Origin of the sequence: Pseudovibrio sp. Ad37 (assembly GCF_001623075.1) — a bacterium.
Taxonomy (GTDB): Bacteria; Pseudomonadota; Alphaproteobacteria; order Rhizobiales; family Stappiaceae; genus Pseudovibrio.
Genome location: NZ_LMCF01000016.1, coordinates 12,688 through 35,082 on the forward strand (window position 1 = coordinate 12,688; position 22,395 = coordinate 35,082).

General features: G+C 50.4%; 25 protein-coding genes and 1 pseudogene. 15 read left to right on the plus strand and 11 right to left on the minus strand.

All coding sequences use genetic code 11. From position 1 onward, the window contains the following. Positions 1–14 precede the first annotated feature (14 nt). On the plus strand, positions 15–674 hold the full coding sequence (locus PsAD37_RS04385; RefSeq protein ID WP_063295114.1) for a hypothetical protein: 660 nt from the start codon (positions 15–17) through the stop codon (positions 672–674). 472 nt (positions 675–1,146) lie between these two features. On the opposite strand, the gene PsAD37_RS29030 is transcribed toward PsAD37_RS04385, so the two are convergent. The 4 genes from PsAD37_RS29030 to PsAD37_RS04405 all read right to left on the minus strand — a co-directional run bounded on the left by PsAD37_RS29030 (position 1,147) and on the right by PsAD37_RS04405 (position 5,471). Continuing rightward, complete coding sequence (locus tag PsAD37_RS29030) at positions 1,147–1,725, minus strand: alkylphosphonate utilization protein (protein ID WP_063295115.1); 579 nt, start codon at positions 1,723–1,725, stop codon at positions 1,147–1,149. A 98-nt stretch (positions 1,726–1,823) separates the two neighbouring features. Next, a complete protein-coding gene (gene lepA, locus PsAD37_RS04395) occupies positions 1,824–3,629 on the minus strand; it encodes a translation elongation factor 4 (RefSeq protein WP_063295116.1) in 1,806 nt (601 codons plus the stop codon). A gap of 129 nt (positions 3,630–3,758) precedes the next feature. After that, positions 3,759–4,514, minus strand: coding sequence for an outer membrane protein (locus PsAD37_RS04400; protein WP_063295117.1), 756 nt, complete (start codon positions 4,512–4,514; stop codon positions 3,759–3,761). Between the two features lie 240 nt (positions 4,515–4,754). Next, positions 4,755–5,471, minus strand: a complete 717-nt coding sequence (locus tag PsAD37_RS04405) for an outer membrane protein (RefSeq protein WP_193778214.1) — start codon at positions 5,469–5,471, stop codon at positions 4,755–4,757. Between the two features lie 434 nt (positions 5,472–5,905). On the opposite strand from PsAD37_RS04405, the gene PsAD37_RS04410 reads away from it, so the two are divergent. Then, positions 5,906–6,436, plus strand: coding sequence for a GNAT family N-acetyltransferase (locus PsAD37_RS04410; RefSeq protein WP_063295119.1), 531 nt, complete (start codon positions 5,906–5,908; stop codon positions 6,434–6,436). Positions 6,437–6,764: 328 nt separating this feature from the next. Here the strand turns inward: PsAD37_RS04410 and mepA are convergent, their stop codons facing one another. The 3 genes from mepA to PsAD37_RS04425 all read right to left on the minus strand — a co-directional run bounded on the left by mepA (position 6,765) and on the right by PsAD37_RS04425 (position 9,612). Further along, a complete protein-coding gene (gene mepA, locus PsAD37_RS04415) occupies positions 6,765–7,757 on the minus strand; it encodes a penicillin-insensitive murein endopeptidase (protein ID WP_063295120.1) in 993 nt (330 codons plus the stop codon). Positions 7,758–7,845: 88 nt separating this feature from the next. After that, positions 7,846–8,889, minus strand: coding sequence for a patatin-like phospholipase family protein (locus PsAD37_RS04420; protein WP_063295121.1), 1,044 nt, complete (start codon positions 8,887–8,889; stop codon positions 7,846–7,848). A 132-nt stretch (positions 8,890–9,021) separates the two neighbouring features. Then, entirely contained in the window at positions 9,022–9,612 is a 591-nt protein-coding gene (locus PsAD37_RS04425) for a flavodoxin family protein (protein ID WP_063295209.1), read from the minus strand. A gap of 90 nt (positions 9,613–9,702) precedes the next feature. Between PsAD37_RS04425 and PsAD37_RS04430 the strand changes: the two genes are divergently transcribed. The 3 genes from PsAD37_RS04430 to PsAD37_RS04440 all read left to right on the plus strand — a co-directional run bounded on the left by PsAD37_RS04430 (position 9,703) and on the right by PsAD37_RS04440 (position 12,411). Further along, positions 9,703–10,635, plus strand: coding sequence for a LysR family transcriptional regulator (locus PsAD37_RS04430; protein WP_063295122.1), 933 nt, complete (start codon positions 9,703–9,705; stop codon positions 10,633–10,635). Positions 10,636–10,808: 173 nt separating this feature from the next. Beyond that, positions 10,809–11,501: an SDR family oxidoreductase gene (locus tag PsAD37_RS04435; protein ID WP_063295123.1), complete on the plus strand. Its 693-nt coding sequence runs from the start codon at positions 10,809–10,811 to the stop codon at positions 11,499–11,501. Between the two features lie 34 nt (positions 11,502–11,535). After that, positions 11,536–12,411 (plus strand): nucleoside-diphosphate kinase, encoded by an 876-nt coding sequence (locus PsAD37_RS04440; protein WP_063295124.1) that lies wholly within the window; start codon positions 11,536–11,538, stop codon positions 12,409–12,411. 21 nt (positions 12,412–12,432) lie between these two features. Here PsAD37_RS04440 and PsAD37_RS04445 read toward each other — a convergent pair whose 3' ends face one another. The 3 genes and pseudogenes from PsAD37_RS04445 to PsAD37_RS04455 form a co-directional block, all read right to left on the minus strand. After that, positions 12,433–12,735, minus strand: coding sequence for a multidrug efflux SMR transporter (locus PsAD37_RS04445; protein ID WP_275078305.1), 303 nt, complete (start codon positions 12,733–12,735; stop codon positions 12,433–12,435). 166 nt (positions 12,736–12,901) lie between these two features. After that, a pseudogene (locus tag PsAD37_RS04450) lies at positions 12,902–13,529 on the minus strand (flavodoxin family protein). A 129-nt stretch (positions 13,530–13,658) separates the two neighbouring features. Beyond that, the gene (locus tag PsAD37_RS04455; protein WP_063295125.1) at positions 13,659–14,168 is read right to left on the minus strand and encodes a lactoylglutathione lyase family protein; all 510 of its coding nucleotides are present in this window, start codon (positions 14,166–14,168) and stop codon (positions 13,659–13,661) included. 130 nt (positions 14,169–14,298) lie between these two features. Here PsAD37_RS04455 and PsAD37_RS04460 point away from each other — a divergent pair, with 130 nt between their 5' ends. Beyond that, positions 14,299–15,195 (plus strand): LysR family transcriptional regulator, encoded by an 897-nt coding sequence (locus tag PsAD37_RS04460; protein WP_208991688.1) that lies wholly within the window; start codon positions 14,299–14,301, stop codon positions 15,193–15,195. A 34-nt stretch (positions 15,196–15,229) separates the two neighbouring features. Here the strand turns inward: PsAD37_RS04460 and PsAD37_RS04465 are convergent, their stop codons facing one another. After that, on the minus strand, positions 15,230–16,018 hold the full coding sequence (locus PsAD37_RS04465; RefSeq protein WP_063295127.1) for a carboxylesterase: 789 nt from the start codon (positions 16,016–16,018) through the stop codon (positions 15,230–15,232). Between the two features lie 131 nt (positions 16,019–16,149). Here PsAD37_RS04465 and PsAD37_RS04470 point away from each other — a divergent pair, with 131 nt between their 5' ends. From PsAD37_RS04470 to PsAD37_RS04510, 9 genes are all read left to right on the plus strand, one after another. Further along, positions 16,150–17,325, plus strand: a complete 1,176-nt coding sequence (locus PsAD37_RS04470; RefSeq protein ID WP_057464213.1) for a glycosyltransferase family 4 protein — start codon at positions 16,150–16,152, stop codon at positions 17,323–17,325. Between the two features lie 190 nt (positions 17,326–17,515). Next, positions 17,516–18,058: a translation initiation factor IF-3 gene (gene infC, locus PsAD37_RS04475; RefSeq protein ID WP_082596985.1), complete on the plus strand. Its 543-nt coding sequence runs from the start codon at positions 17,516–17,518 to the stop codon at positions 18,056–18,058. 126 nt (positions 18,059–18,184) lie between these two features. Next, positions 18,185–18,694, plus strand: coding sequence for a nucleoside deaminase (locus tag PsAD37_RS04480; RefSeq protein WP_063295128.1), 510 nt, complete (start codon positions 18,185–18,187; stop codon positions 18,692–18,694). A 117-nt stretch (positions 18,695–18,811) separates the two neighbouring features. After that, on the plus strand, positions 18,812–19,462 hold the full coding sequence (locus tag PsAD37_RS04485; RefSeq protein WP_193778215.1) for a lysoplasmalogenase: 651 nt from the start codon (positions 18,812–18,814) through the stop codon (positions 19,460–19,462). Positions 19,463–19,646: 184 nt separating this feature from the next. Beyond that, entirely contained in the window at positions 19,647–19,844 is a 198-nt protein-coding gene (gene rpmI, locus PsAD37_RS04490) for a 50S ribosomal protein L35 (RefSeq protein ID WP_057464257.1), read from the plus strand. Positions 19,845–19,873: 29 nt separating this feature from the next. Next, positions 19,874–20,230 carry a 50S ribosomal protein L20 gene (gene rplT / locus PsAD37_RS04495; protein ID WP_008553032.1) on the plus strand — a complete coding sequence of 119 codons (357 nt, stop codon included), beginning with the start codon at positions 19,874–19,876 and terminating at the stop codon, positions 20,228–20,230. Positions 20,231–20,408: 178 nt separating this feature from the next. After that, a complete protein-coding gene (locus tag PsAD37_RS04500) occupies positions 20,409–20,792 on the plus strand; it encodes a GFA family protein (RefSeq protein ID WP_063295210.1) in 384 nt (127 codons plus the stop codon). 108 nt (positions 20,793–20,900) lie between these two features. Then, complete coding sequence (locus tag PsAD37_RS04505) at positions 20,901–21,725, plus strand: AraC family transcriptional regulator (protein WP_244272477.1); 825 nt, start codon at positions 20,901–20,903, stop codon at positions 21,723–21,725. A 98-nt stretch (positions 21,726–21,823) separates the two neighbouring features. Then, positions 21,824–22,372 (plus strand): YbhB/YbcL family Raf kinase inhibitor-like protein, encoded by a 549-nt coding sequence (locus PsAD37_RS04510; RefSeq protein ID WP_063295130.1) that lies wholly within the window; start codon positions 21,824–21,826, stop codon positions 22,370–22,372. Positions 22,373–22,395 lie beyond the last annotated feature (23 nt).

Consider the following 22,395-nt stretch of genomic DNA (forward strand, 5'->3'; position numbering starts at 1 on the left):
GACGGGGAACAGAGATGGATATCAGGTTTGGGAGGAATGTGTTTTCAGGTCAGCCAGCCGCTTCAAACAGGAAGTCGCATAAATCCATACCTGCGCGCTTTCTTGATGATGACTACTTGATTGGCCTTGGCCTGGCCCTGCAGAAGAAAAGGCGGGGCGAGTATCTGACAGGAAGTGGCAATACCGTCCAACGCTATATCGCCAACCAACCGCAGCGGGTGACACTCCAGTACACCAACAAATCCTTCTATTTCTCCTCCATTTGTGATGGCGCCATCGTGGTGTTTGATTATCTGCGGCATAATGAAAGCATGGCACACTTCAACGAGTACGCCCATGTCGGTAAGCGCTTCGCCACCATCAAAAAACCGCAGATCTGCGAAGTCCACCGCGTCGCTGAAGAAACCAACGCCGCCAACGCGATAGATCTGCTCCTCGCCGACTACCCCGGCAACCTCACCATGCTGCACCCGCTCAAGACCAACAAATGGTTCAACAAAGACCGCATCGATTGGTACGCCCGCCAAGGCGGCCGCCACTACCGCATAGAAACCTCCAACACCGGCGCCGCCCTGCACCAATGGAAAGACAGCCAAATCCTTATGCGGTTAACACCAGAACAAATCCACCTGCACACGCAGGTTCGCCTAAAGCGTAATGGTGAAGAGAACTAAGCTAATATTCTGATTTATCACGTGTAACATCTTACGATAAAGTTTTGATTTGGAGTGCTTGGAGCCAAGAACTCGTGAGTAATGAGACGTTCTCTATGCCCTTATCTAAGATTTTGTTCATTCTCATATTCGTGCCTGCATTAATGGGTATCGCAGTGCTGGGAAAGTCAACGCGTGGCGACTCTCGCAAGCGAGTCATACAAAAAACGACGCACCTGCTGACTCAGAGCCTGTTTGTGACGACAGTGGAGCTTCTAGCAATATGATCGGCGGTCTTAGCGGAGATGGTGATGCTGGCAGTAGCGGGGGAGGTGATTAGCCCGGTCAGCAACCAAACTGTCTCCTCTCTCATGTATCGGAATCTATGAAGGATAGAGGAAAGCTAAGCAGGACGTAGCTCTGAGTTGAAGTAGCCATAAAAAAAGCGACCCTTAAGGCCGCTTTCTACGTCTCAAGTTTTCAGTGCCAAACCTCAGGACTTCTTCACGAATTCCGTCAGAATAACAATACGCTGATCGTTAACGCGGCCTTCGATGTGTTCTGCATTATCCTGCACCAGAGTAATGTTCCGCACCGCTGTGCCGCGCTTGGCAGTGAAGCAAGCACCTTTGACTTTGAGGTCTTTAACCAGAGTCACGGTGTCACCAGCAGAAAGTACAGCGCCGTGCGTGTCTTTGTGCACGATAGCATCTTCGTCCTCTGCCGCTGGCATACCGGACTGAGCCCACTCAAGCGTTTCCTCGTCCAGATACAGCGTATCCAGCAAGTCACGTGCCCAGGCTTCGCCAGAAAGACGGCCCAGTAGACGCCATGCACTCACCTGAACCGCTGGCTCAGTGCTCCATGCGCTTTCATTCAGGCAGCGCCAATGGTTCACATCCAGCTCTGCTTCGTTCTCCAACTGTGCGGAGCACATGCCGCAGGCCAGAATGGATTTCTCAGCACTGCCATCGCTATCCGGACCAACTGCGACTGCAGCAAGGTCCTCTGTCGCGCCGCAAAGCTCACATTTATCGTCTGCACGGCTGCGCAGGTCATTCTCAAGGGACATATCTACGTACCTTTTCATAGTCGCATTTGCCAAAAACAAAGACCGGCCTCATATGGGCCGGTCTTGAATCTTAGTATTACTGCAGCTCTAATCGGTGCTCAGTCATCCATCTTCAGCGCTTGAATAAACGCTTCCTGAGGGATTTCAACCTTACCGAACTGACGCATCTTCTTCTTACCCGCCTTCTGCTTGTCCAGCAGCTTGCGTTTACGGGAAGCATCACCGCCATAACATTTCGCGGTCACATCCTTACGCAGAGCAGAGAGGGTCTCACGCGCAATCACGCGGCCACCAAGCGCTGCCTGAATAGGAATCTTGAACATGTGCCGAGGGATCAGCTCTTTAAGAACCTCACACATCGCACGGCCGCGTTTATCTGCCTGTGATCGGTGAACCAGCACGGAGAGCGCATCAACCGGCTCATCGTTCACCAGAATAGACATCTTGGCCAAATCACCAGCACGGTATTCGCTGATTGTATAATCAAACGAAGCGTAGCCTTTAGAGATGGACTTCAGGCGGTCGTAGAAATCGAAAACCACTTCGTTGAGCGGCAAGTCATAAGTGACCATCGCACGAGACCCAACGTAGGAAAGGTCAACCTGCACACCACGGCGATCCTGACACAACTTCAAGATAGCACCGAGATATTCATCCGGTGTCATGATGTTCGCACGGATCCAAGGCTCACGGATCTCTTTGATCTTCACAACATCCGGCATATCAGCCGGGTTGTGCATCTCAAACTGAGAACCGTCTGTCATCTCCATCTCATAAACAACAGATGGAGCTGTTGCGATCAGATCAAGGTTGAACTCGCGGGACAGGCGTTCCTGAATAATCTCAAGGTGCAGCAGACCAAGGAATCCACAGCGGAAGCCAAAACCAAGCGCAGCCGATGTTTCCATCTCATAAGAGAAAGACGCATCATTGAGGCGCAGCTTGCCCATTGCACCGCGAAGATCTTCAAAGTCGTTGGCATCAACCGGGAACAGACCACAGAACACAACAGGCTGTGCAGGCTTAAAGCCCGGCAGCGCTTCGGTGCAGCCCTTCTTGTCATGGGTGATCGTGTCACCCACGCGCGTATCCGCAACTTCTTTGATAGAAGCCGTCAGAACGCCAATCTCACCCGGGCCAATACGATCGGTTGTGACAAAGGCTGGTGTCATCACACCAACGCGGTCAACTGGATACACAGCGCCAGTACCCATCATCTTGATGGTGTCGCCTTTTTTCAGTTCACCGTCGATCACGCGGATAAGAACCATCACACCAAGATAGGTGTCGTACCAGCTGTCCACCAGCATGGCTTTGAGCGGGCCATCCGGATTGCCTTTTGGAGCAGGGAGCTGTTTGACGATTGCTTCCAAAACATCAGGAATACCAAGTCCGGTCTTCGCTGAAATCATCACTGAGTCCGAAGTATCAAGGCCGATCACATCTTCGATCTGCTCTTTGATGCGATCCGGCTCAGCAGCAGGCAGATCAACCTTGTTGAGAACGGTCACGATATCGTGGTCGTTGTCGATTGCCTGATAGACGTTCGCAAGCGTCTGCGCTTCCACGCCTTGGGAGGCATCAACCACCAGCAGGGAGCCTTCCACCGCAGCAAGGGAGCGAGAAACTTCATAGGCAAAGTCCACGTGACCTGGGGTATCGATCAGGTTCAGCGTGTACTCTTCACCGTCATCAGCCTTGTAGATCAGGCGAACGGTTTGAGCCTTAATGGTAATGCCGCGCTCCTTCTCGATATCCATGGAATCGAGAACCTGCTCCGTCATCTCACGATCAGTGAGAGTGCCGGTAGACTGGATGAGGCGATCGGCCAGGGTGGACTTACCGTGGTCGATGTGCGCGACAATCGAGAAATTGCGAATATTGGACAAAGTTTTGGTCGTCATGGGCGCTCAATTACCACTGCTTTGCTCTATGGCAAAGCACATAATAAGCGCCCATGCGCTTTTTTGCCGTTTTCCAGCCAATAAAGTGAATAGCAATTGGCTTTCTCTCAGATTTTCGCTGCTATCTGGCTAAAAGTGATACTCAAAGCCAAGACCGAACAGGTGCGCCGAAATATCAGTCGAGCCGTTGCCTGAGCTTGAAAGTGGCTCTCCACTTGGACCACTTGCGTTAAGGCTAATGTCAGCTGTCTGAAAGAAGCCATACTCAAGAGTCGCGCCAAGCTTTGGGTTGATGGCAACTGTCACGCCGGCTCGTGCCAGAAGTGCGCCAACCGTGGATTGCCCGCCCTTGATTGTAAACGCTCCAGCATCGGTAGTACCGTCAATTGTACCAATAATCGGAAATGCTGCCCCAAGGCTGAGACCGGCGAAAGGAATAACTTTCTTGGTGAGGGGAGAAAGTGGGGCAGAAAGCACCACGCCGCCCATCACGTAAGCAGCAGCTATTGATCCACTACCTCCATTCACTCCGGTAAGATTGGAAATACTGTTGCTGATATAGCCAGTGTCCAGCTGCAACTTTACAAAATCACCTGCTGTAACCCCTGCAAACGCAGCTGCGTTCCAGCCAATGTTGTATTCAAAGAATTTGGTTCGTCCAGTCCCAGGTGTATAAAAGTCACCATCAGGTGCGTATGAAACAAAGGCCTTTGCACCTGCATAAGGTTTGAGTGGAAACATGCCCATTGCAGCTTTTTCAGCTGCCGCCGCAGCTGCTTCTTGCGCAGCCGCCGCCAAATCCGCAGCATAGGAACGGGAAGAGAGTGCTCCTGTCGCCAATAACGCAGAAACTAACATGATCACAGTAGAGGAAAACTTTCCCATTGCGCACTATCTCCTGAAGTCCTGAAAGGGAGATTCGCGCAAATAGACAAGTCTTACCAAATAATTAATGATGTAATTCACAGAACATATAAAATACAGGTATCAATTACAATGATGTAACTTGTATGGCATCTATAATACCTGATGATATTACCAGTAGTCTCCCATCATAAAACAAGGTGGCAACCTGCCGCCTCGGTCAATCGTGAAAATTATCGAAGTACTTACATATGTTACCCACTAAAAATCATAACGAAGACCAACGCCGATCATATGAGTTTCAATGTTTGTTTGCAGAGTGTTTTTTGAAGCAGTAGGTGGAGTCGAGTTGTAACGTGTGATGTGCTTCACATCGAAATCACTTGTTCTGAGATAGCTATAATCTGCAATAAGGTGCACATTCTCAATCATTTCATAAGCGACACCACCGGAAAGCTTGAATGCAAAGGCGTAAACATCCTCCGTTTCCATCGTGCGTGTTTCAGTATAAGGCGAGCCTGATACATTAACTTCAGTTTTCTGCATGTTTGGTTTGGTAACACCAATACCACCACCAGCAAAAACTGCGAGTTGATCATTTAGGGGCAAGTCAAAAAACACTGAGCCCATCAGGTAGGAAGTTGAGAAAGATGTGCCTCCTCCTCGTGTCAAGATAAACGCGTTACTGTCAATATCTTCAATAGTATTTTTTAGATATCCAAGCTCAGCTTCGAGGCGAATAAACTCATTAAGTCTCGTACCAACAGCGCCGCTAACCGCCCACTCGTCAGAGAAGTCTGTCGAATATTTGTCCAACGGATTATTGTCGACAGGGTCATACGAGCTCCGCATGGTGAATGCAGTTGCGCCTTTGAGCGTGATGTACATGCTACCGTCTTGAGCCTGCGCAGCGGATGCTCCGGCAATTATTAATCCAACGCCTGTAATAAGGGTGGAAACACACAAAACCTGTTTCACTTCAAATACTCCAGATATGAAAGTGTAAGCAGGGTGATATTCAAGGAGTAAGACAATTGCTGCTTAGTAACGTGTTTACTCTCTGTTAAGTAACGACTACTCGTAGGTGCAGTAATTAATTGATAACCTTAAAATCAACCATTGAAATTTGACGTAATGATCAAAAACTATGGTTAAATTTACGTAAAATAATCTGATAATTAGTAAATTTCACTTATCTGATGTCCGGTCGGTTTTAACTCAAGACTCCAGACTATCCTGCAATAAACTCAAGTGTTTGCGTGCGGTGTGTTCTTGAGGCCTATCGCAAAATATGACAATCCTGCTGAAAGTTAAGGCGTATCTATCAAAACTACGCAAAAAGTAGATTTCCGGGGCAACACGCATACCTTCACTCTGGCGTTATTTGCCCTGGGTGTTTTAAAGGGGCTTCCATGAAACTGCGTCATGCAACCAAATCTGATCTTCCCGTCATCCTGGGAATTCACAATGATGCAGTCAAAACTCTAGCTGCCATCTGGACCGATTCATTAGAGACTTTGGAAGATCGCAAGACCTGGTTTGAAAGCCGGATTGCTGGCGGATATCCGATCATCGTAGCTGAAGACGACAACGGTGATGTGCTGGGTTACGGCAGCTATGGCCCGTTCCGTGAGAAGTCTGGATATAACAAAACCATGGAACACTCAGTTTATGTAACGCCGCAATCTCGTGGAAAAGGGACCGGATCTGTGCTGCTCGAGAAACTGGTTGAACTTGCAAAACAAGACCAGCGTCACGTCTTAATCGGTGCCATCGACAGCGATAACAAAGGCTCAATCCGCCTACACGAACGCTACGGCTTCAAAGTCAGCGGAGAGCTCCCACAAGTCGGCTTCAAATTCGGCCGCTGGCTGAACCTGACCCTGATGACGCTCATCCTGAACAACGACAAAGCCCCAGCGGCTCACGCGCATGACGAATAAAAAGGGATCGTCTCTGCTCCCAACTATCTGCTTCTGCAACGCCTTGAAGGCTTCGTATCTTCAGCGCAAGTCTATTTGAGCCAGACTGTTGTTGCTGTGTGCTCAAGCATTGCAAGCAAAATCCCTATAGCCAAGATTGCGTTCCACCGATGCTATGAAGGGCACCACAAGTGGATATAAGACTGGCACGACAGTTTTGCCCCATGAATATAGTTTTCTGTACCTCAGCCTCTTTCAAAAGGCATGGATTAAAAACCAGCACATGAAAGCAGTCACCGCCGAACAAACCAGAGATTGTTAGTTCGGTTACATCAGCAGGGCGCCAAACTTACTCCGTTCTCAAAACCGTCGTACAGCTGTTAGGCAAGTCAGCAACAGCAAGCGGAGGCTTAGGCTTGCGTGGTTTTGGTTTTTCACCCGGTTTCGGCTTTTTAGGAACCCAGGGAGCATCAGAAAGCCAATAAGTCAGCTCCTTGCCGCAGCCATCACCAGCAGCTGGCACGGCCTGATTTTTACACTGTGTGCTGCCGTCTGGGCAGGCCATCCGTACGTGGAAGTGATAGTGGTGTCCCCACCAAGGCCGTACTTTACGCAACCAGTCGCGATCACCTGTCTCAAATTCACACAGTGCTTTCTTGATTGTCGGATTTACGAAGATGCGCGCAACACCATCGTCCTGGGCAGCGCGGCGGATCAGTTTTGCATGGGCATCCGTCCAGCGTTTCGGGTTGACGCGGCGGTCCGCCCCCGGTTTGCTCAGGTTGCCATTCAGCATGGAAATCGCACTCTCTGACTCGCGCTGCTTGGCGCTGAAGCGTGTGTCTGGCATTTGTCTCAGCCAGATATCAGCATCCAAACCGATCTGATGAGAAGCATGACCCGTCAACATCGGGCCACCACGCGGCTGCGAAAGATCGCCAACCAGCAAACCATTCCAGCCCAGATCGGGCGCATCAGCAGCCAGACGCTTCAGGAAATCAATGAGAACAGGATGCCCCCAATTGCGGTTACGAGACAGGCGCATGACCTGCCAGTTCTCACCGTCTTTAGGAATGGAGACAGCCCCTGCGACACAACCTCTTGCATAACTGCCAAAGGAGAGAGGCTTTGTTTTGGCAGGTGTTTTCTTGTGCCCGAAGTGATACTTGGCAGCTCCCGGAAATTCGGGCTGCTTTTTCAGGGCTTCGCGATAATCCTCAGCAGAGAGCGGAGGCTTCGTGTCAGGAAGAGGTGCAGCATGAGCACCAGCAGAAAGCAGGCTCACAACAATTCCACCAGCCATTAAGGTAATCGTGCGCTGATGACCTCTCAACCCTAACATGATCCCTCCGACGGTTCCACGGCTCTAACGTGAATCACTTTCACTATTCATCCTAATGGTTGTAGCAGGGGTGGAAGGATTGTGAAGCCTAAAAGCCAGGGCCATCCTGTCTTTCTTCCATGATATCTGCCAGTTTGTCGAGTACATCTCCGTTGCCGGAAAGCAGGCCATCCGCAATGCGGTTGAGCTGAAGCACCTCACCCGGACGCACGCTGTAAATGTCGCTGCCAAAGTGTGGAAGGTCAGCGTTGAGGCGAATGTACTCAATCCCTGGCATGTCTTTAAACAGCACATCAGCATACTGACCAGTGGAGGCCGTTTGCCCATGCATGTAACTGGAAAGCAGAGGCGTGCCTTCTTCAGGAGAAAGCCAGCCACTCGTACCCCAGTTCACTGCCTGGTTAAAGCTATGCTTCTCTTCAACCGGATTGCCCGTGCCAAGCGAGAGAATAATAATGTCTTTGGGTGCCCAGCCATGACGGCGCGCTTCCGCATACGCGGCAAGCACCGGGTCACTCAGGAAACCGGCAGCATCAATCATGATCTCTTCATCGCCAGTTGTCAGGTTCTCAACACGAGCTGGTTCAAACCATGATGGGGAAGAGGTCGTAGCCCTTACCGCCTGCCAGAAGTAATAGTCATCCCGTCCAGTTGTGTTGTTGCTCATGGAAACGACGCGGCGATTTTTCAGGTCATACGCAGTCAGCAAAATAGCCGTCATACTGCAAGAAAGTGCACTCCATCCAATATGCTGCTTGATGGCTTGCTCAACCGGACGCTCCTGAATGCCTTTATTGAACTGCCCGAAGGTATGGTAGATGCGCCGAGGCAGCCAGTGCCTGCGGTTGTTCATGTAAAGCTCGCGGGCTTCGATCTCAAAAAACTCTTGCAGTTCGCGGAGCGTCATCGCTGGCTGGCCGGATTTGTCACGGTCTGGGTTCGGTGCCGTTAGCCCAGCAGCAATCAGGCCGCCACTGGATGTTCCGCAAATCAAATCAAAGTATCGGCAAAGGGGAGCGGATTTTCCGCGCTCATACAATTTGGTCTCAAGGCCGCGCAGCAGACGAATTGGAATAAGGCCGCGCGCACCGCCACCGTCAATGGAAAGAATAATGCGTTTTCTTTTTTTCATAGACAAACCCGATACAGTGATCTTGTGTTTTAATTTGCTCTTATACGTATCGAGTTTGTCCAAAAATGAGGTGAAGAGATGGCACCTGTACCCGCAGAAATACAAGCACTTGCAATTGCAGTGAATTAAGGGTTAAGCCGCTTCGCTCACAAGGGTGAGGGAGGCTGCAACCTTCGCAATTCTGCCACCAAGTGCTTTAGCTGTGTCCTTATCGGCTGTTGGCGGAACAACCTCCGGCCCTTCATCTGCATTGGCCTGTGCCATAACACCCAGCGTGCTGCCCAAACGGTTGAGGTCTTCCTCAGAGCCTTTGCTGCTGTTGTTGCCGGGCATAAGATCCAGCCCAACCCAAATCATGCCATGCTGCGCAGCAAACACACTCAGCTGTGTCAGTGTGCCAAGTTTATCGCCGCTGCGAGAAGCGGAAACCGTAAACGCTCCAGCGACTTTGTTCACCCAACCGCGCTCCATCCAAACTTTGGAACTGGCATCCATAAAGGTTTTGAACGGTGCACTCGCACTGCCCATATATGTCGGCGAACCAAAGATAAGGGCATCAGCCGCGGCCAGCTTGTCCCAGTTCACATCATCCAATGTGGCAACAGACATCAGTTCAGCATCCGCACCCACATCCAAGGCACCCTGAAGCACGGCTTCCGCCAGCACCTGAGTGTGGCCATACCCACTATGATAAACGACGATGACCTTGCTCTGCACGCTCATTGCAACTTCCTTTTCCTGCACTGTGAGATCGACAGCCCCTGTCTATTCGGCTAAGTATCATTCGTCTAATGCATGTAAGGTATAATCATTATGCGTCAGGTGAATTTACGCAGTGTAGACCTGAACCTCCTCGTCGTTTTGGAGAAGCTGCTGGAAACGCGGCATGTATCTGTTGCTGCCACACAATTGCACATGAGCCAGCCTGCAGTGAGCCGTGCCTTGCAGCGTCTCCGCGATGCCCTGCAAGATCCCTTGTTGGTGCGCATTGCCGGAGATTATGAGTTGACGGAAAGAGCTATAGAGATCCAAAGGCTGCTCCCGTCCGCTCTGGCAACTATCAAGGATGTGATCGCTAAACCGGAGTTTGACCCCACAACTGCAGAAGAAACCATTCGTTTCTCTGGGCCGGAGTTGGAGTTGAATCTGTATGGCCCTCCACTTCTACGACGGATGAAGCGTGAAGCACCTGGCATGAAATTGGAGATGAAGAGCGACATCCGCAATCAGTTCGAACCGCTGGAAAATGGAAAAGCCCACTTCGTCTTGTCAGGCCAAACCCCAACCACAGCAACAAGCCAGCTTCACTGCTTTTCGCTGGGCCGCTTCAGCTACGTGTGTTTGATGAGCAGGAACCATCCACTTGCACGCAAGCCCGTCTCATTGGAGGATTACCTCAGTCAGGACCATATCTCGGTCATGATCACCGGGGCGGGGCACAGCATAATTGATGAGAAACTGGCAGTGCTGGGCCACAAAAGAAACGTCGCTGTAAAAATCGGCAGTTTCTTCGCCGCCATGCATTTCTGTGGCCAATCCGACATGCTCTTTTTGGTGCCCTCCATTTTTGACACCCAAATCTACAACGGCCACAACACCGTTCCCTCTCCAGTGCCCGACTTCCTCAAGGAACACCACCAGGAATTCTTCCTCTACTGGCACGAACGCTACCACCACGACCCCATGATCAAATGGACCCGCAATCTGATGAAAGAGACCACAAAGCAATATAGGTCAGGTGAGTGAGGTAAGGTGCCTTGCTGCAACTTTAGCGGCCTGATGAAACATACGAAAAGTGGACAGGCGCTCATATTGACACGGAACAACAGGCCACTCTATCGTTACGAAAATTCCAATAGGCTGCCTGCCTCGATAGATAAGCTGTCAGCGACCTAGCAAATCTGAGAAAGCATCATTTCGTGAAGAAGAATATTCTGATTGTTGGTGGTACGTCTGGCGTGGGCCTTGAGCTTGCAAGGCACTACTTAGAAGAAGGCCATAATGTTGGGCTGACCGGACGTCAAAATCCTGAACTTGAAGGGACCACCTTTCATAGCCTCTCGATAACGGATGATCCCGTTCAGTTAGCGCAAAATATTGATCGGGTATTGGATGGCTTCAAGAATGTTCACACGCTTATCTATGCCGCAGGTTTTCTTCAGCGCGGGCATATTGATGAGCTTGCTGATGCTGAACTCGGGACTATGGTCAATGTCGGCCTGCTGGCACCTATGATGCTGATACAACGCCTGAAAAGGAGATCAGATCATCCTCTCAAGATTATGCTGATTACCTCAAGTTCGCAATATACGCCTCGTGAGTTGGAGCCTGCATACTGTGCGACCAAATCTGCACTGGGAATGTTGGGCGCATCGCTCGTGCGCGACAAAGATCTTGGTAAGGTTCTGGTCGTAGCTCCTTCAGGTATCCAAACTGCATTCTGGGACAATACCGATGAAGATACAGACACGATGCTGTGTCCTTCTTGGGTATCACAACAGATTGTCGAACTCTCCAGTGGCAGCTTCAAATATAAGTTCGCAAAGATACTGCGAGATCCGGCGCGTGTGGAGATCGTTGAAACTCTGGATAACAATCTGGCGACAATCTAGGCGGTTAGGCAACTTGCTAGTGGGAGGAGCCTTGATGGAACACAACATAATCCTCGTTAAGCCAGACTCGTCTAATCAAGAGAGGTTTGTAGAGGCCATCAGTGCTGATCTTTTGGAGGGCGGATACGAGATTGTTGCAATTAAATATAAGCAGCTGAGCTCTGAGGAATTTGAAGGCAACTTTATCTGTAAGAATCGCCAGCATTTAGCGTACATGATCAGTGGCTCAATCGCAGCAATACTTTACCGCGGGCATTCTGCTGTTGGCTTCGGAAGGAACTATAAGTTCCATTTCAGAAAGCAGCACTCAACGGATAAGCTCAAAAACATCCTCCATTCGACAGAACCGGGCAATGAATTTGCCGTGCAGTTCGAATTGTTCTTTGCAAACCTAAATATCACCGAGCATCATCAGTTTGCTGATCAGGGCGTCTATTTTAGTAGTTTGAACGAGATACAGTCGGGTGAGCTATCGAGACTTGCCAGCTTCAATCTGATTGCGGTTAGTAACGAAGAGGCGAGTTCGCAGCAGTTCAGGGAAACATGCAGCCTGAGAAATTGCAGGTATGTTGGATACCGCGAACGCATTTATACCAGCACAGAACTGTTGCGGTATCGAAGGAAAGCAGATTCAAGCGCTAAAGATATGCCTGAAGTGAGGGTCTTGCATTTGCATGACTTACAGGAATATTCGCAACATATCAGACACATGAAAGAGACGCATAAAATACACGGAGTGGTGTGCTACAAGCCGAAACTCACACTTCTGGAAACGGAAATGCTGCGTACAGCGATACTAGAAAATAATCTCTGTTGTGTTGGTGGCAGCTTCGGTGAGCAGCCGCCCGGTTCGATCAGAGCATCGCAGGAGTTAGCCGATATGTTTGAAGCCCACTTTGAGCATAACTAGAAAATCGGTCTCTCTGCCCACCTACCCATTCGAGACAAACTTCAACCCTACGATTGCGGCAATGAGCATGGCTATGAAGAAGAGGCGGAGGAAGGTGACTGGTTCTCCAAAGAGGAAGATGCCAAGGATGGCAATGCCGGAGGCGCCGATCCCCGTCCACACGGCATAGGCTGTGCCAAGCGGTATGGACACCATGGCTTTGGTCAGGAAGTAAAGTGACAGCAAGGCCGTGATGATGAAGGCGATTGTATAGAAAGGCCTGGTAAAGCCGTCAGACAGCTTGAGGCAGACGGCAAAGGTCATTTCAAACAGGCCAGCGATGATGAGCTAGATCCATGCCATTCAGTTGCCTCCAACGCAACGTCTACAGTGTAACCTCTGGTCACCACCAACGGTGCACCAATGAGAACACGCGATGAAACAAAAGCTTGATGCCGTTTGAGCGTTCCACTCCAAATTAGGTCACCTACAAGAAACGCGGTTTAAGCCCTCAGTGTAAAGGGCTCTTTCTTTGGGATGGATGATTTTCTCCACCTTCCACCCAGCGGTGCGTCGCCTTTGCAATGCGAGCGCCATAGGCAAAGGCCGTGTCTCTGTCTGATTGAGGAGGAGCCACTTCTGGCCCTTCATCCATGTTGGCCTGTGCTGCTGCGCCATAATAGACGCCAAGGCGATTGAGATCTTCGTCGCTGCCAAAGCTGTAATTATTGCCCGGCGGCATGCCAAGGCTTACCCAGATCATGCCATGCCATGCCATGCTGGGCTGCAAAGGCTGCCATTTGAAGGAAGACGTTGTGCCGGTCGCCGCTCATGGAACCTGATACGCTGAAACCACCGGCGATCTTGTTGATCCAGCCTTGTTTGTACCAAACGGTTGCAGAGGCATCCATGAAGAATTTGAAGGGGGCAGCAACACCGCCCATGTAGGTCGGGCTTCCAAAAACGATGGCATCAGCAGCTTCCAGAGCGTCCCAGTCCGTATCCTCATAATCGCTGACAGGCACATAAGTGACCGTGGCACCGTTTTCACTGGCACCGCGGGCGACTGCATGTGCCAGTGCCTCGGTATGTCCGTTGGCAGAAAAAAAGGCGATTGCTACCAGAATGTCTTTTGACATGGACCGTTACTCTTCAAGCCTGTCAGAATTCCGGTCTATTTGGGAGCAAACGCCTTTCAGCTACTCTAAGATAGCTCGGGTAGATTTAGATGTGCTCGATTAAAATTCTTCACGCACATACCTGTTTACCTAGGATTCCTTATAGGCTCCGCTGGAATAATGCAGCTCATAGGAGTGGCTGTAGATTTCCAGAATGTTGCCGAATGGATCTTCCATGTAGATCATGCGGTACGGCTTTTCGCCAGGATAATAATAGCGCGGCTCCTTCATGCGGCGTTTACCGCCAGCAGCCTCAATCTTGGCGGCCAGACCTTCCACATCCGGGTCCTGAACACAGTAATGGAAGATACCGGTCTTCCAATATTCGAAGTTATTTTCCGGGGTCTCGTTCTGCGCAAACTCAAAAAGCTCCACACCAATGCCATCACTGGTGGAAAGATGAGCAATCTTGAAGCTCTTCCAGCCTTTACCAAACACGTCAGTACACATTTCACCAATCGGACTATCATCTTCAACAATCTCGCTTGGTTTCATGATGATGTACCAGCCCATCACATCACGATAGAACTTCACTGCGGCTTCAACATCCGGAACGGAAAGACCGATGTGAGAGAAACGTCTTGGATAAGGTGCGGACATAACAGACCTCGCTACGCTAAACATTACAGGCGGAATGCCTTGGATACGTTGGATGTAGCAACTCTGTGAGAAAACCAAAAATTGTCATTTATTAGTTTTATGATAATTTAATGTTATGTATGCTTGGGCCATGTTGAATTCTCAGTGGCTTAAGACCTTCGTTAAACTAACTGAAACTGGTCATTTCACCCAGACAGCCAATCAACTTGGTATGACACAGCCGGGTGTAAGCCAGCACCTGAAAAAGCTGGAGCAGCAAATCGGTGCGCCGCTCATCACAAAAATCGGCAAGGGCTTTGAGTTGACGCGAGAAGGGGAGCTTCTGCTGGGCTTTGCATTGAAAGCAGAGAGGCAGGAAGCAGACCTTCGCGCCGCAATACAGCAAGACGATCCCAATACTGGTGAAGTCCGTATTGCGTGTTCCGGGTCCATGGCGCTCTACCTCTATCCCAACCTTCTCAAGCACCAGAGCCTTCATCCCGGTTTACTGCTGAAAGTCGAAGTGGCTCCCAACCATCGCAGCCTCCAACTGTTGCAAAACAATGAGGTCGATCTCTGCATCGTTACTCAGCAGACTGTTCAGACCTCGCTTGTGCAACACCACATCGGCGATGAACCGCTTTGCCTTGTGGTGCCAGCCGATTTCGAGGGGAACCCATCGGTCTTCGCGGACCTGGAGTCGCTGGGCTTCATCGATCATCCGGATGGACTACACTATGCAGAGCGCCTGCTCACGCCAAATTTCCCGGAGATAAGTGCTGTTTCTGCTGACCTTAGAACAACCGGTTACATCAACCAGCTCAGTCAGATCCTTGTACCTGTCGCACAAGGACTGGGATACACGGTTTTGCCGGAAACCGCCGTTCGCAGTTTTGAGGCACAAGCGAACATCAGAATTGTGGAGCTGAAAGAACCCGTCAGTGACCCGCTCTATCTGACGGCGAAAAAACATCGCACTTTGGCAGCGCGTTATGACTGGTTCAGCAAGAAAATCTCAGAACTATGCGGTCAAATGAGCAGCAGTTAGGCTACCATCACAGAAGCCTAACCACAAAATCAGATTAGCGCTGGGCCAGTTCCGCCACAGCAGCAATCATGCGGTCCAGATCTTCCGGGCGAGATAGGCGGTGGTCGCCGTCTTTTACCAGTGTCAGCACCACATCGTCATGGGCCATGCCCTCAACAATACGCAGCGCATGCTGCCATGGCACTGCATCATCCTTCTGACCTTGTAAAATGATGGTCTTGCAATTGGTGATGATCGGCGCGCCAAGCAAAAGGTTTGTCCTGCCATCCTCGATCAGATCGCGGGTGATGATGTATGGGCTGTCTTCATACTCAGAAGGGCGCTCAAAGCGACCTTTCTCCATAATCTCCTGCTTGATTTCATCGGTAAACTCATGCTTCCACATCAGCTCCTCGGTGAAATCCGGGGCAGGGGCAATCAGGACCATGCCGGAGAGGGTGCCCTCAATGGTATCAGAGGCTTCATGCAGCGCCTTTGCCAGCAACAGTGCCATCCAGCCGCCCATGGAAGAGCCAACAACAATGGTCGGTCCTTTACAGAACTGCCTGAACACAGCAACGGCTTCTTCCAACCAAAGAGAGATGGTGCCGTCAACAAACTCACCGCCGGATTCACCGTGACCGGAATAATCCATGCGCGTGCAGGTCAGGCCTTGCTTCTCAGTCCACTCACAAAGCACTTCGGCTTTGGTGCCAAGCATGTCGGATTTGAAACCGGAAAGCCACAGAACACCCGGCGCACCGCGTTCATCATGTCGCACTGCGATCTTCCGTGCACTGTCTCCTTTGCCAACGCTGATGAATTGCGGTAAGTCAGCACTCATTCATAACCTCCAAACACTTATCGGCTTATACTGGCCGGCAATTGTTCGGAAACCTGATTACAGTGCCTCCACAGTTGCCCGCCGGACATTTTGGCGAGCATAGTTGGATCACTCTCAAAAAACATAGAGAAATGTCCAAAGTGCCGACCATTTTGCAAATTGTCCCCGACCTTCAAACCGGCGGAGCCGAGCGCACCACAGTGGATGTCGCAGAGGCGATCGTCAACGAAGGCTGGAATAGCCTTGTGATTTCGCAGGGCGGACGCATGGTCCCCGAGTTGGAAGCAACAGGGGCAGTGCACTTTGAACTGCCAGTGAAGTCCAAGAACCCTTGGACCATGTGGCGTAATTCCTATTTGATTGAGCGTATCTGCCAGCAGAACAGAGTTGATCTGGTGCATGCCCGATCCCGTGCCCCTGCATGGTCGGCCTTGTGGGCGGCTCACCGTCTCAATATTCCTTATGTCACCACCTATCACGGCATCTATAAGGAAACGAACAAGTTCAAGGCGTTCTACAATTCCTCCATGACCCGTGCGGACAAGGTGATCGCGAACTCCAGATTCACAGCGGATTTGGTGGAAAAACGCGACCCGCGCACAAAAGGCAAAACCTCGGTTATCTATCGCGGCCCGGATGTGGAATCCTTCAACCCCGACAATATCAGCGATGAGCGTATCACAGACCTGCGCGCGCGCTGGGGTGTCTCTGACAACCGCCGTGTGGTGATAAACCTTGCCCGCCTGACCGAATGGAAAGGCCAGCGCGTGCTGATTGAAGCAACGCGCCAACTCATCGAACGTGGCGGCTATGATGACGTGCTTGTGGTTTTGGCGGGCGATGATCAGGGGCGCGAATCCTATCGCCAGTCTTTGGAACTTCAGATTGCAGAATCTGATCTGACAGAACGCGTGCGCATCGTTGGGCACTGTTCAGATGTTCCGGCAGCCCTTGCAATAGCAGATGTTTCTGTTGTTGCTTCCATTGAAGCCGAGGCTTTCGGTCGTGCAGCTGTAGAAGCGCAGGCAGCTGGCGTGCCGATCATCGTCTCCAACATTGGCGCAGTACCGGAAACGGTTCTTGTACCGCCTGTTGTAAAGGCTGAAGAGCGTACTGGTTGGCATTTTGAAAATGGTGATGCTGAGGAACTCTGCGAGTTGATGGCTCAGGCCTTGGATATGAGCGCTGGAGACCGTGCCAAACTCACCAAACGGGCTCATGACCATGTAGAACGGTCATTCACCAAGCAGGCTATGTGTGATGCCACACTAAACGTTTACCGCGAGCTGTTACCAACAGGAAGCTAACTGGTTGTAAATGTCGCGTCAGAACCTACAAAACTAGTGTTGACTTACGTGGCATTTTTCCTGATTCTAGCAATGCAGCGCAATTGATGCCCTTCCCACGCGTTTCTCGACTTGACGAAACAGTCGGAACCAGTCATTGAACTGTTATCAAATATTCGCAAGTTCGGCAGTCTAAAGAGGAGATACTCACATTCGCCGTCCGTTTCGCGCACCGCCACCCACTAAGGAAGGGCCGCGCACCAATAAAGAGATTCGCGTTCGCGAAGTGCAGCTGATCAACACCGAGGGTGACAACCTCGGCCCAACTCCAACCGAAGAAGCCCTCGCAATGGCGGTGGAACAAGGTTTGGACCTGGTCGAAATTGCTCCGAACAGTCAGCCACCTGTTTGTAAGATTCTGGACTATGGTCGCTATAAGTACCAAGCTCAGAAGAAAGCTGCAGAAGCACGCAAAAAACAGAAGATCGTTGAGATCAAAGAAATCAAAATGCGTCCGAACATCGACACTCATGATTATGAAGTGAAGATGCGGAACATGAAGCGCTTCTTTGAAGATGGTGATAAAGTGAAGGTGACACTTCGCTTCCGTGGTCGTGAAATGGCTCACCAGGATCTCGGCATGAAGTTGCTCCTGAAGGTTAAAGCAGAGACTGCGGACATCGCTAAAGTCGAGTCCCATCCAAAGCTTGAAGGCCGCCAGATGATGATGGTGCTCTCACCTATCGCTCGTTAATACGGGTTGGTTGAAGCGCTCCGGCTTTGTTTCCGTGTAGCTACTCAACCGTAACCCCAGAGAATTTTGAGATTACCCGGCACATTGTGTCGGGTATTTTCGTTTGTATCTGAGAGTGGAGGTCTAATGATGAATGATGAGATGAAACTGCATCACGAGCGCATGCAAAAACTTGTTGCCTTCACTGCTTCCTCCTTTCAAACCTCGCATCCTTCTCCATTCGGTGGGGCGATCTATACCGCTGACGGAAGATTGTTGGCTCAGGCCTACGACAGTGTGATCCGGGAGTGTGACCCGACCTGCCATGGAGAGGTCAATGCAATTCGGCAGGCTAGTAAAGTACTGGGCTCTCGCTGGCTTGCCGATTGTACCATGTACAGCACCTGTGAGCCTTGTGCCATGTGTACCGCTGCAACCATATGGGCTGGCATTGATCAGGTTGTTTTCGGCGCTTTCACCAATGAGGATGCGACCCACTTCTGGCCTCAGGAAATGGATTTGAGAACGAAGGATCTGACAAATCATATGGTGCAGCGCCCTCAGATCACAGTGATTGATGGGGTTGAGCGTGAAGCCTGTAAGCAGCTTTTCACGCAGTGCGCAAGCGCGATGCAAAGGCTTGGGATTGAGATTTAAAGCCTTTCATGGTCCGGCAAAGTTCTTTGTAGAAAATTATTTGCCGTATAGGCTATTTCATTCGATCAAAAGGCGCCTTAGCCTGATTTCGATATGTTTTGAAATTGGGCGATGATAATGCGACAGGTTATTTTCTTAATTAGCTTTAGTTTTGCGCTTGCCTATGGAGTGTATTTTTGCTGGCAAGACCCGTCATTACTGAAAACCGTTGTGAAAACAACTGCTCTCGGAGTTGTCGCTCTTTGGGCTTTTGTAACGCAAGCTCCGCTCCTGCTTGCATTGGCCCTGACGACATCCTCAGTGGGAGATGCAGCTCTGGCAGTGCCGGGTGAGGTTCGGTTCCTTGTTGGGCTTTGCAGTTTTGCGATCGCACATGTTTTTTATATCGTCTTATTCTCTCGAAAAATCAGGCATTTCGATTCCAGGATATTCATAGTGTCAGGAGCTGCTCTCTCAGTTCTGGTGCTGTCGACCGGCTGGTGGTTGCTCCCCTTTACCGGTGATCTCATGATTCCAGTTGCCATCTATATTATTTTGATAGCAACTATGGGAGGGATGGCAGCACAGGTTGGTGGCTGGGTTTTGATAGGCGCTCTCGCCTTCATGATGTCTGACACTCTGTTAGCTATCCAACTCTTCCGTCTGGACGATATCAGCCCTCTCCAGCTACCGGTTTCAGTAGCACTTTGGACATTATATTATTGTGGTCAGATGTTGATATTCCTAGCTATCAGCAGAGACCGGGTTCCAGTCAGCAAGTTCTCTTGAAATCTGCTTGCATTCCCATGCTGGCAGTTTTATAAGGCCTCGTTCAAAGTCGCCCGGCTGTAGTTTGCCTCCTAGGTATTTATAGGAAATCAGGCAGAAATTACAGGGCATGCCGTGGCGGCTTCTGATGCATCCATTGCAAATTTTTGATCAGTTTACTGATCATCACAAGAAAGGACGCAAAATGCCCAAGTTGAAGACGAAGTCTGGAGCTAAAAAACGCTTCAAGCTGACCGCGACTGGCAAAGTTAAGTGTGGCCAGGCTGGCAAACGCCACGGCATGATTAAACGCACGACTAAGTTCATCCGTAACGCACGTGGTACAACCACTCTGTGCGATGCAGATGCACGTATCGTGAAAAAATATCTGCCTTACGGCTAAGCCTTAAAACCTGACACTAGGAGACTACCATGTCACGTGTAAAAAGAGGCGTTACCGCCCACGCTCGTCACAAAAAAGTTATTAAGGCAGCCAAAGGTTACTACGGCCGTCGTAAGAACACCATCCGCGTTGCTAAGCAGGCAGTCGAGAAAGCGGCACAGTACGCTTACCGCGACCGTAAAGCTCGCAAGCGGAACTTCCGTGCACTCTGGATCCAGCGTATCAACGCAGCGACCCGTGAACACGGCATGACCTACGGCCGCTTCATCGATGGCTTGAACAAAGCTGGCATCGAAGTTGACCGTAAGGTTCTTTCTGACCTCGCGATCAATCAGCCAGACGCATTCAAAGCACTGGTTGAAAAGGCGCAGGCTGCTGTAGCTTAATTGCTATAGTAGAAAGCAGAAGCTTTTTTGAAAAAGGCAGGTTCCGCAAGGTGCCTGCTTTTTTTGTGTTCGCTCCCATACTCGACGAAAGAGGCCTGTTCTTCTGCCGCAGTATGTGAAGAAATAGCAAAACGACAAAAAAATGCGCATTCAGCGCTTTGGTGTATTGGGGGTGAGCATGGTCAATGGGAAATGCGACTGCGGTAAAGTGAGCTTTCAGGTGGAAGAGGTGAGAGACACAGTTACAGTCTGCCATTGCAGCCAATGCAGGCGCACAAGTGGCCATGTCTGGGCCTCAACGCATGCCCCCTATGAAAAAGTCAGTTTTACTGCAGATGAAGGGCTTACCTGGTATTCGTCCTCTGACTTTGCAAAACGCGGCTTCTTTAAGTTCTGCGGCTCGAGCTTGTTCTACCTAATGAACAATGAAGAAGGTATCGCTATAGCTGCTGGCTGTCTGAATGAGCCAACCAACCTACACATAGGCAAGCACATCTTTGTAAAAGACAAAGGGGACTACTACGAAATCACCGATGGCGCCCCTCAAATCCAGCGGTTCTGATCTGCCGGCAATATGACTCGCAGGAAGCAAGCCCAATGACCTATACTTGCCATCTTGCACCTGATCAATAAGATCGCAAAAACTACTGTCGGAAAGGTGCTAGCGAAAGTGGCCCAACTCACGAGTAATGTGCCTGAAAAGGTGGCATCAATTGCCCCGAAATTGTCCATTCATCCGATCACACAGGCCACAAGAGCAACATTTACGGATCTGTATTTTCGGCAAACGTTCCTCTCGTTCATTCATAAAGGGACGAAAAAGGTCATTTGTCCACTCAACGGCGAACTGATTGGCTCAGCGGGAGATCTCTTTATCTTCCCTCCCGGTTCCATAATTAGCCTCGAGAATAGACCTCTGGTGAATGATAATTATCAAGCTGATGGCGTTAGTATCGATAACGCGCTGGTTGATGCAGTCTTTGCAGATCAATCGGCTAATCCAGTGGCTACAGGTATTCAGATTGTGCGTGGTGAAGAGCAGCAGCCGGAAGAAGTACTCGCTCTAGTCAAAGAGACACTAACAAATGCTTCTCTTCCGGAAGCGTTAAAGCAACACCGCCTGTTGGAGCCGTTAATTTGGCTGCGCCATATCGGAGTTCATCTGCCAAAGCCTGATACAGTCAATTCGCTGAGCAAGGTACGCAGCCTCATTGAAACTGATTTGAGCTACGCATGGCGCGCGACTGATGTTGCCAGCCATTTTGCCATGAGTGAGGCAACCTTCCGCCGTTGGCTTGCCAAGTCTGGGCATGGCTTTGCAAAAGCTCTGCTCCACGCCCGCTTGGAGAAGGGGCTAGCCTTATTGCAATCCACTCATGATCCAATCTCGAACATTGCATTGGATTGCGGCTTCAACACACCTTCACATTTCTCCGAGGCTTTCAAAAAACGCTTCGGCATTCGTCCGAAAGAGATCCGATTACGAGATCATTGATCGAAATTTGATAGTTTGTGAGTGAAACGCGAAAGCGCAAGCTGCAAGTACTGCCTATAGCTGGAATATGTTCAACGCACTAAGCCACTGGAGATAACATGTTCCCGAAACCACATGCACTTGGTCTGGCCATCGCCGCTTCTCTTGCATCTGCCGCCCACGCGCAAGACTTTAAGCTCACCAGTACCTCCATTGCTGAGGGAGCACAGCTTACATCCGAGTTCGTTTACAACGGATTCGGATGTACCGGAGGCAACCTTTCGCCTCAGCTCAGTTGGTCCAACGCACCAGAAGGCACCAAAAGCTTCGCTCTTACTGCTTATGATCCGGATGCTCCGACCGGTTCCGGCTGGTGGCATTGGAATGTGGTGAATATTCCTGCCTCTGCAAACTCTCTTGAAGAAGGCGTGAGCAATGACAAAACCCTGCCTTCCGGTTCAATGGAAATCACCAATGACTATGGCTCAAAAGGGTTTGGCGGTGCCTGTCCCCCTCAGGGAGAAGTACACCGTTACATCTTCACTATCCATGCACTCGGCGTTCCTGTTCTGGATCTCCCTGAAAATCCTAGCAACGCATTGGTCGGCTACATGATTGGTGTGAACAGGCTGCAATCCGCCAAGATCACAGCCGTCTTTAGTCACTAAACACACTCAGTTATCGCTCGATT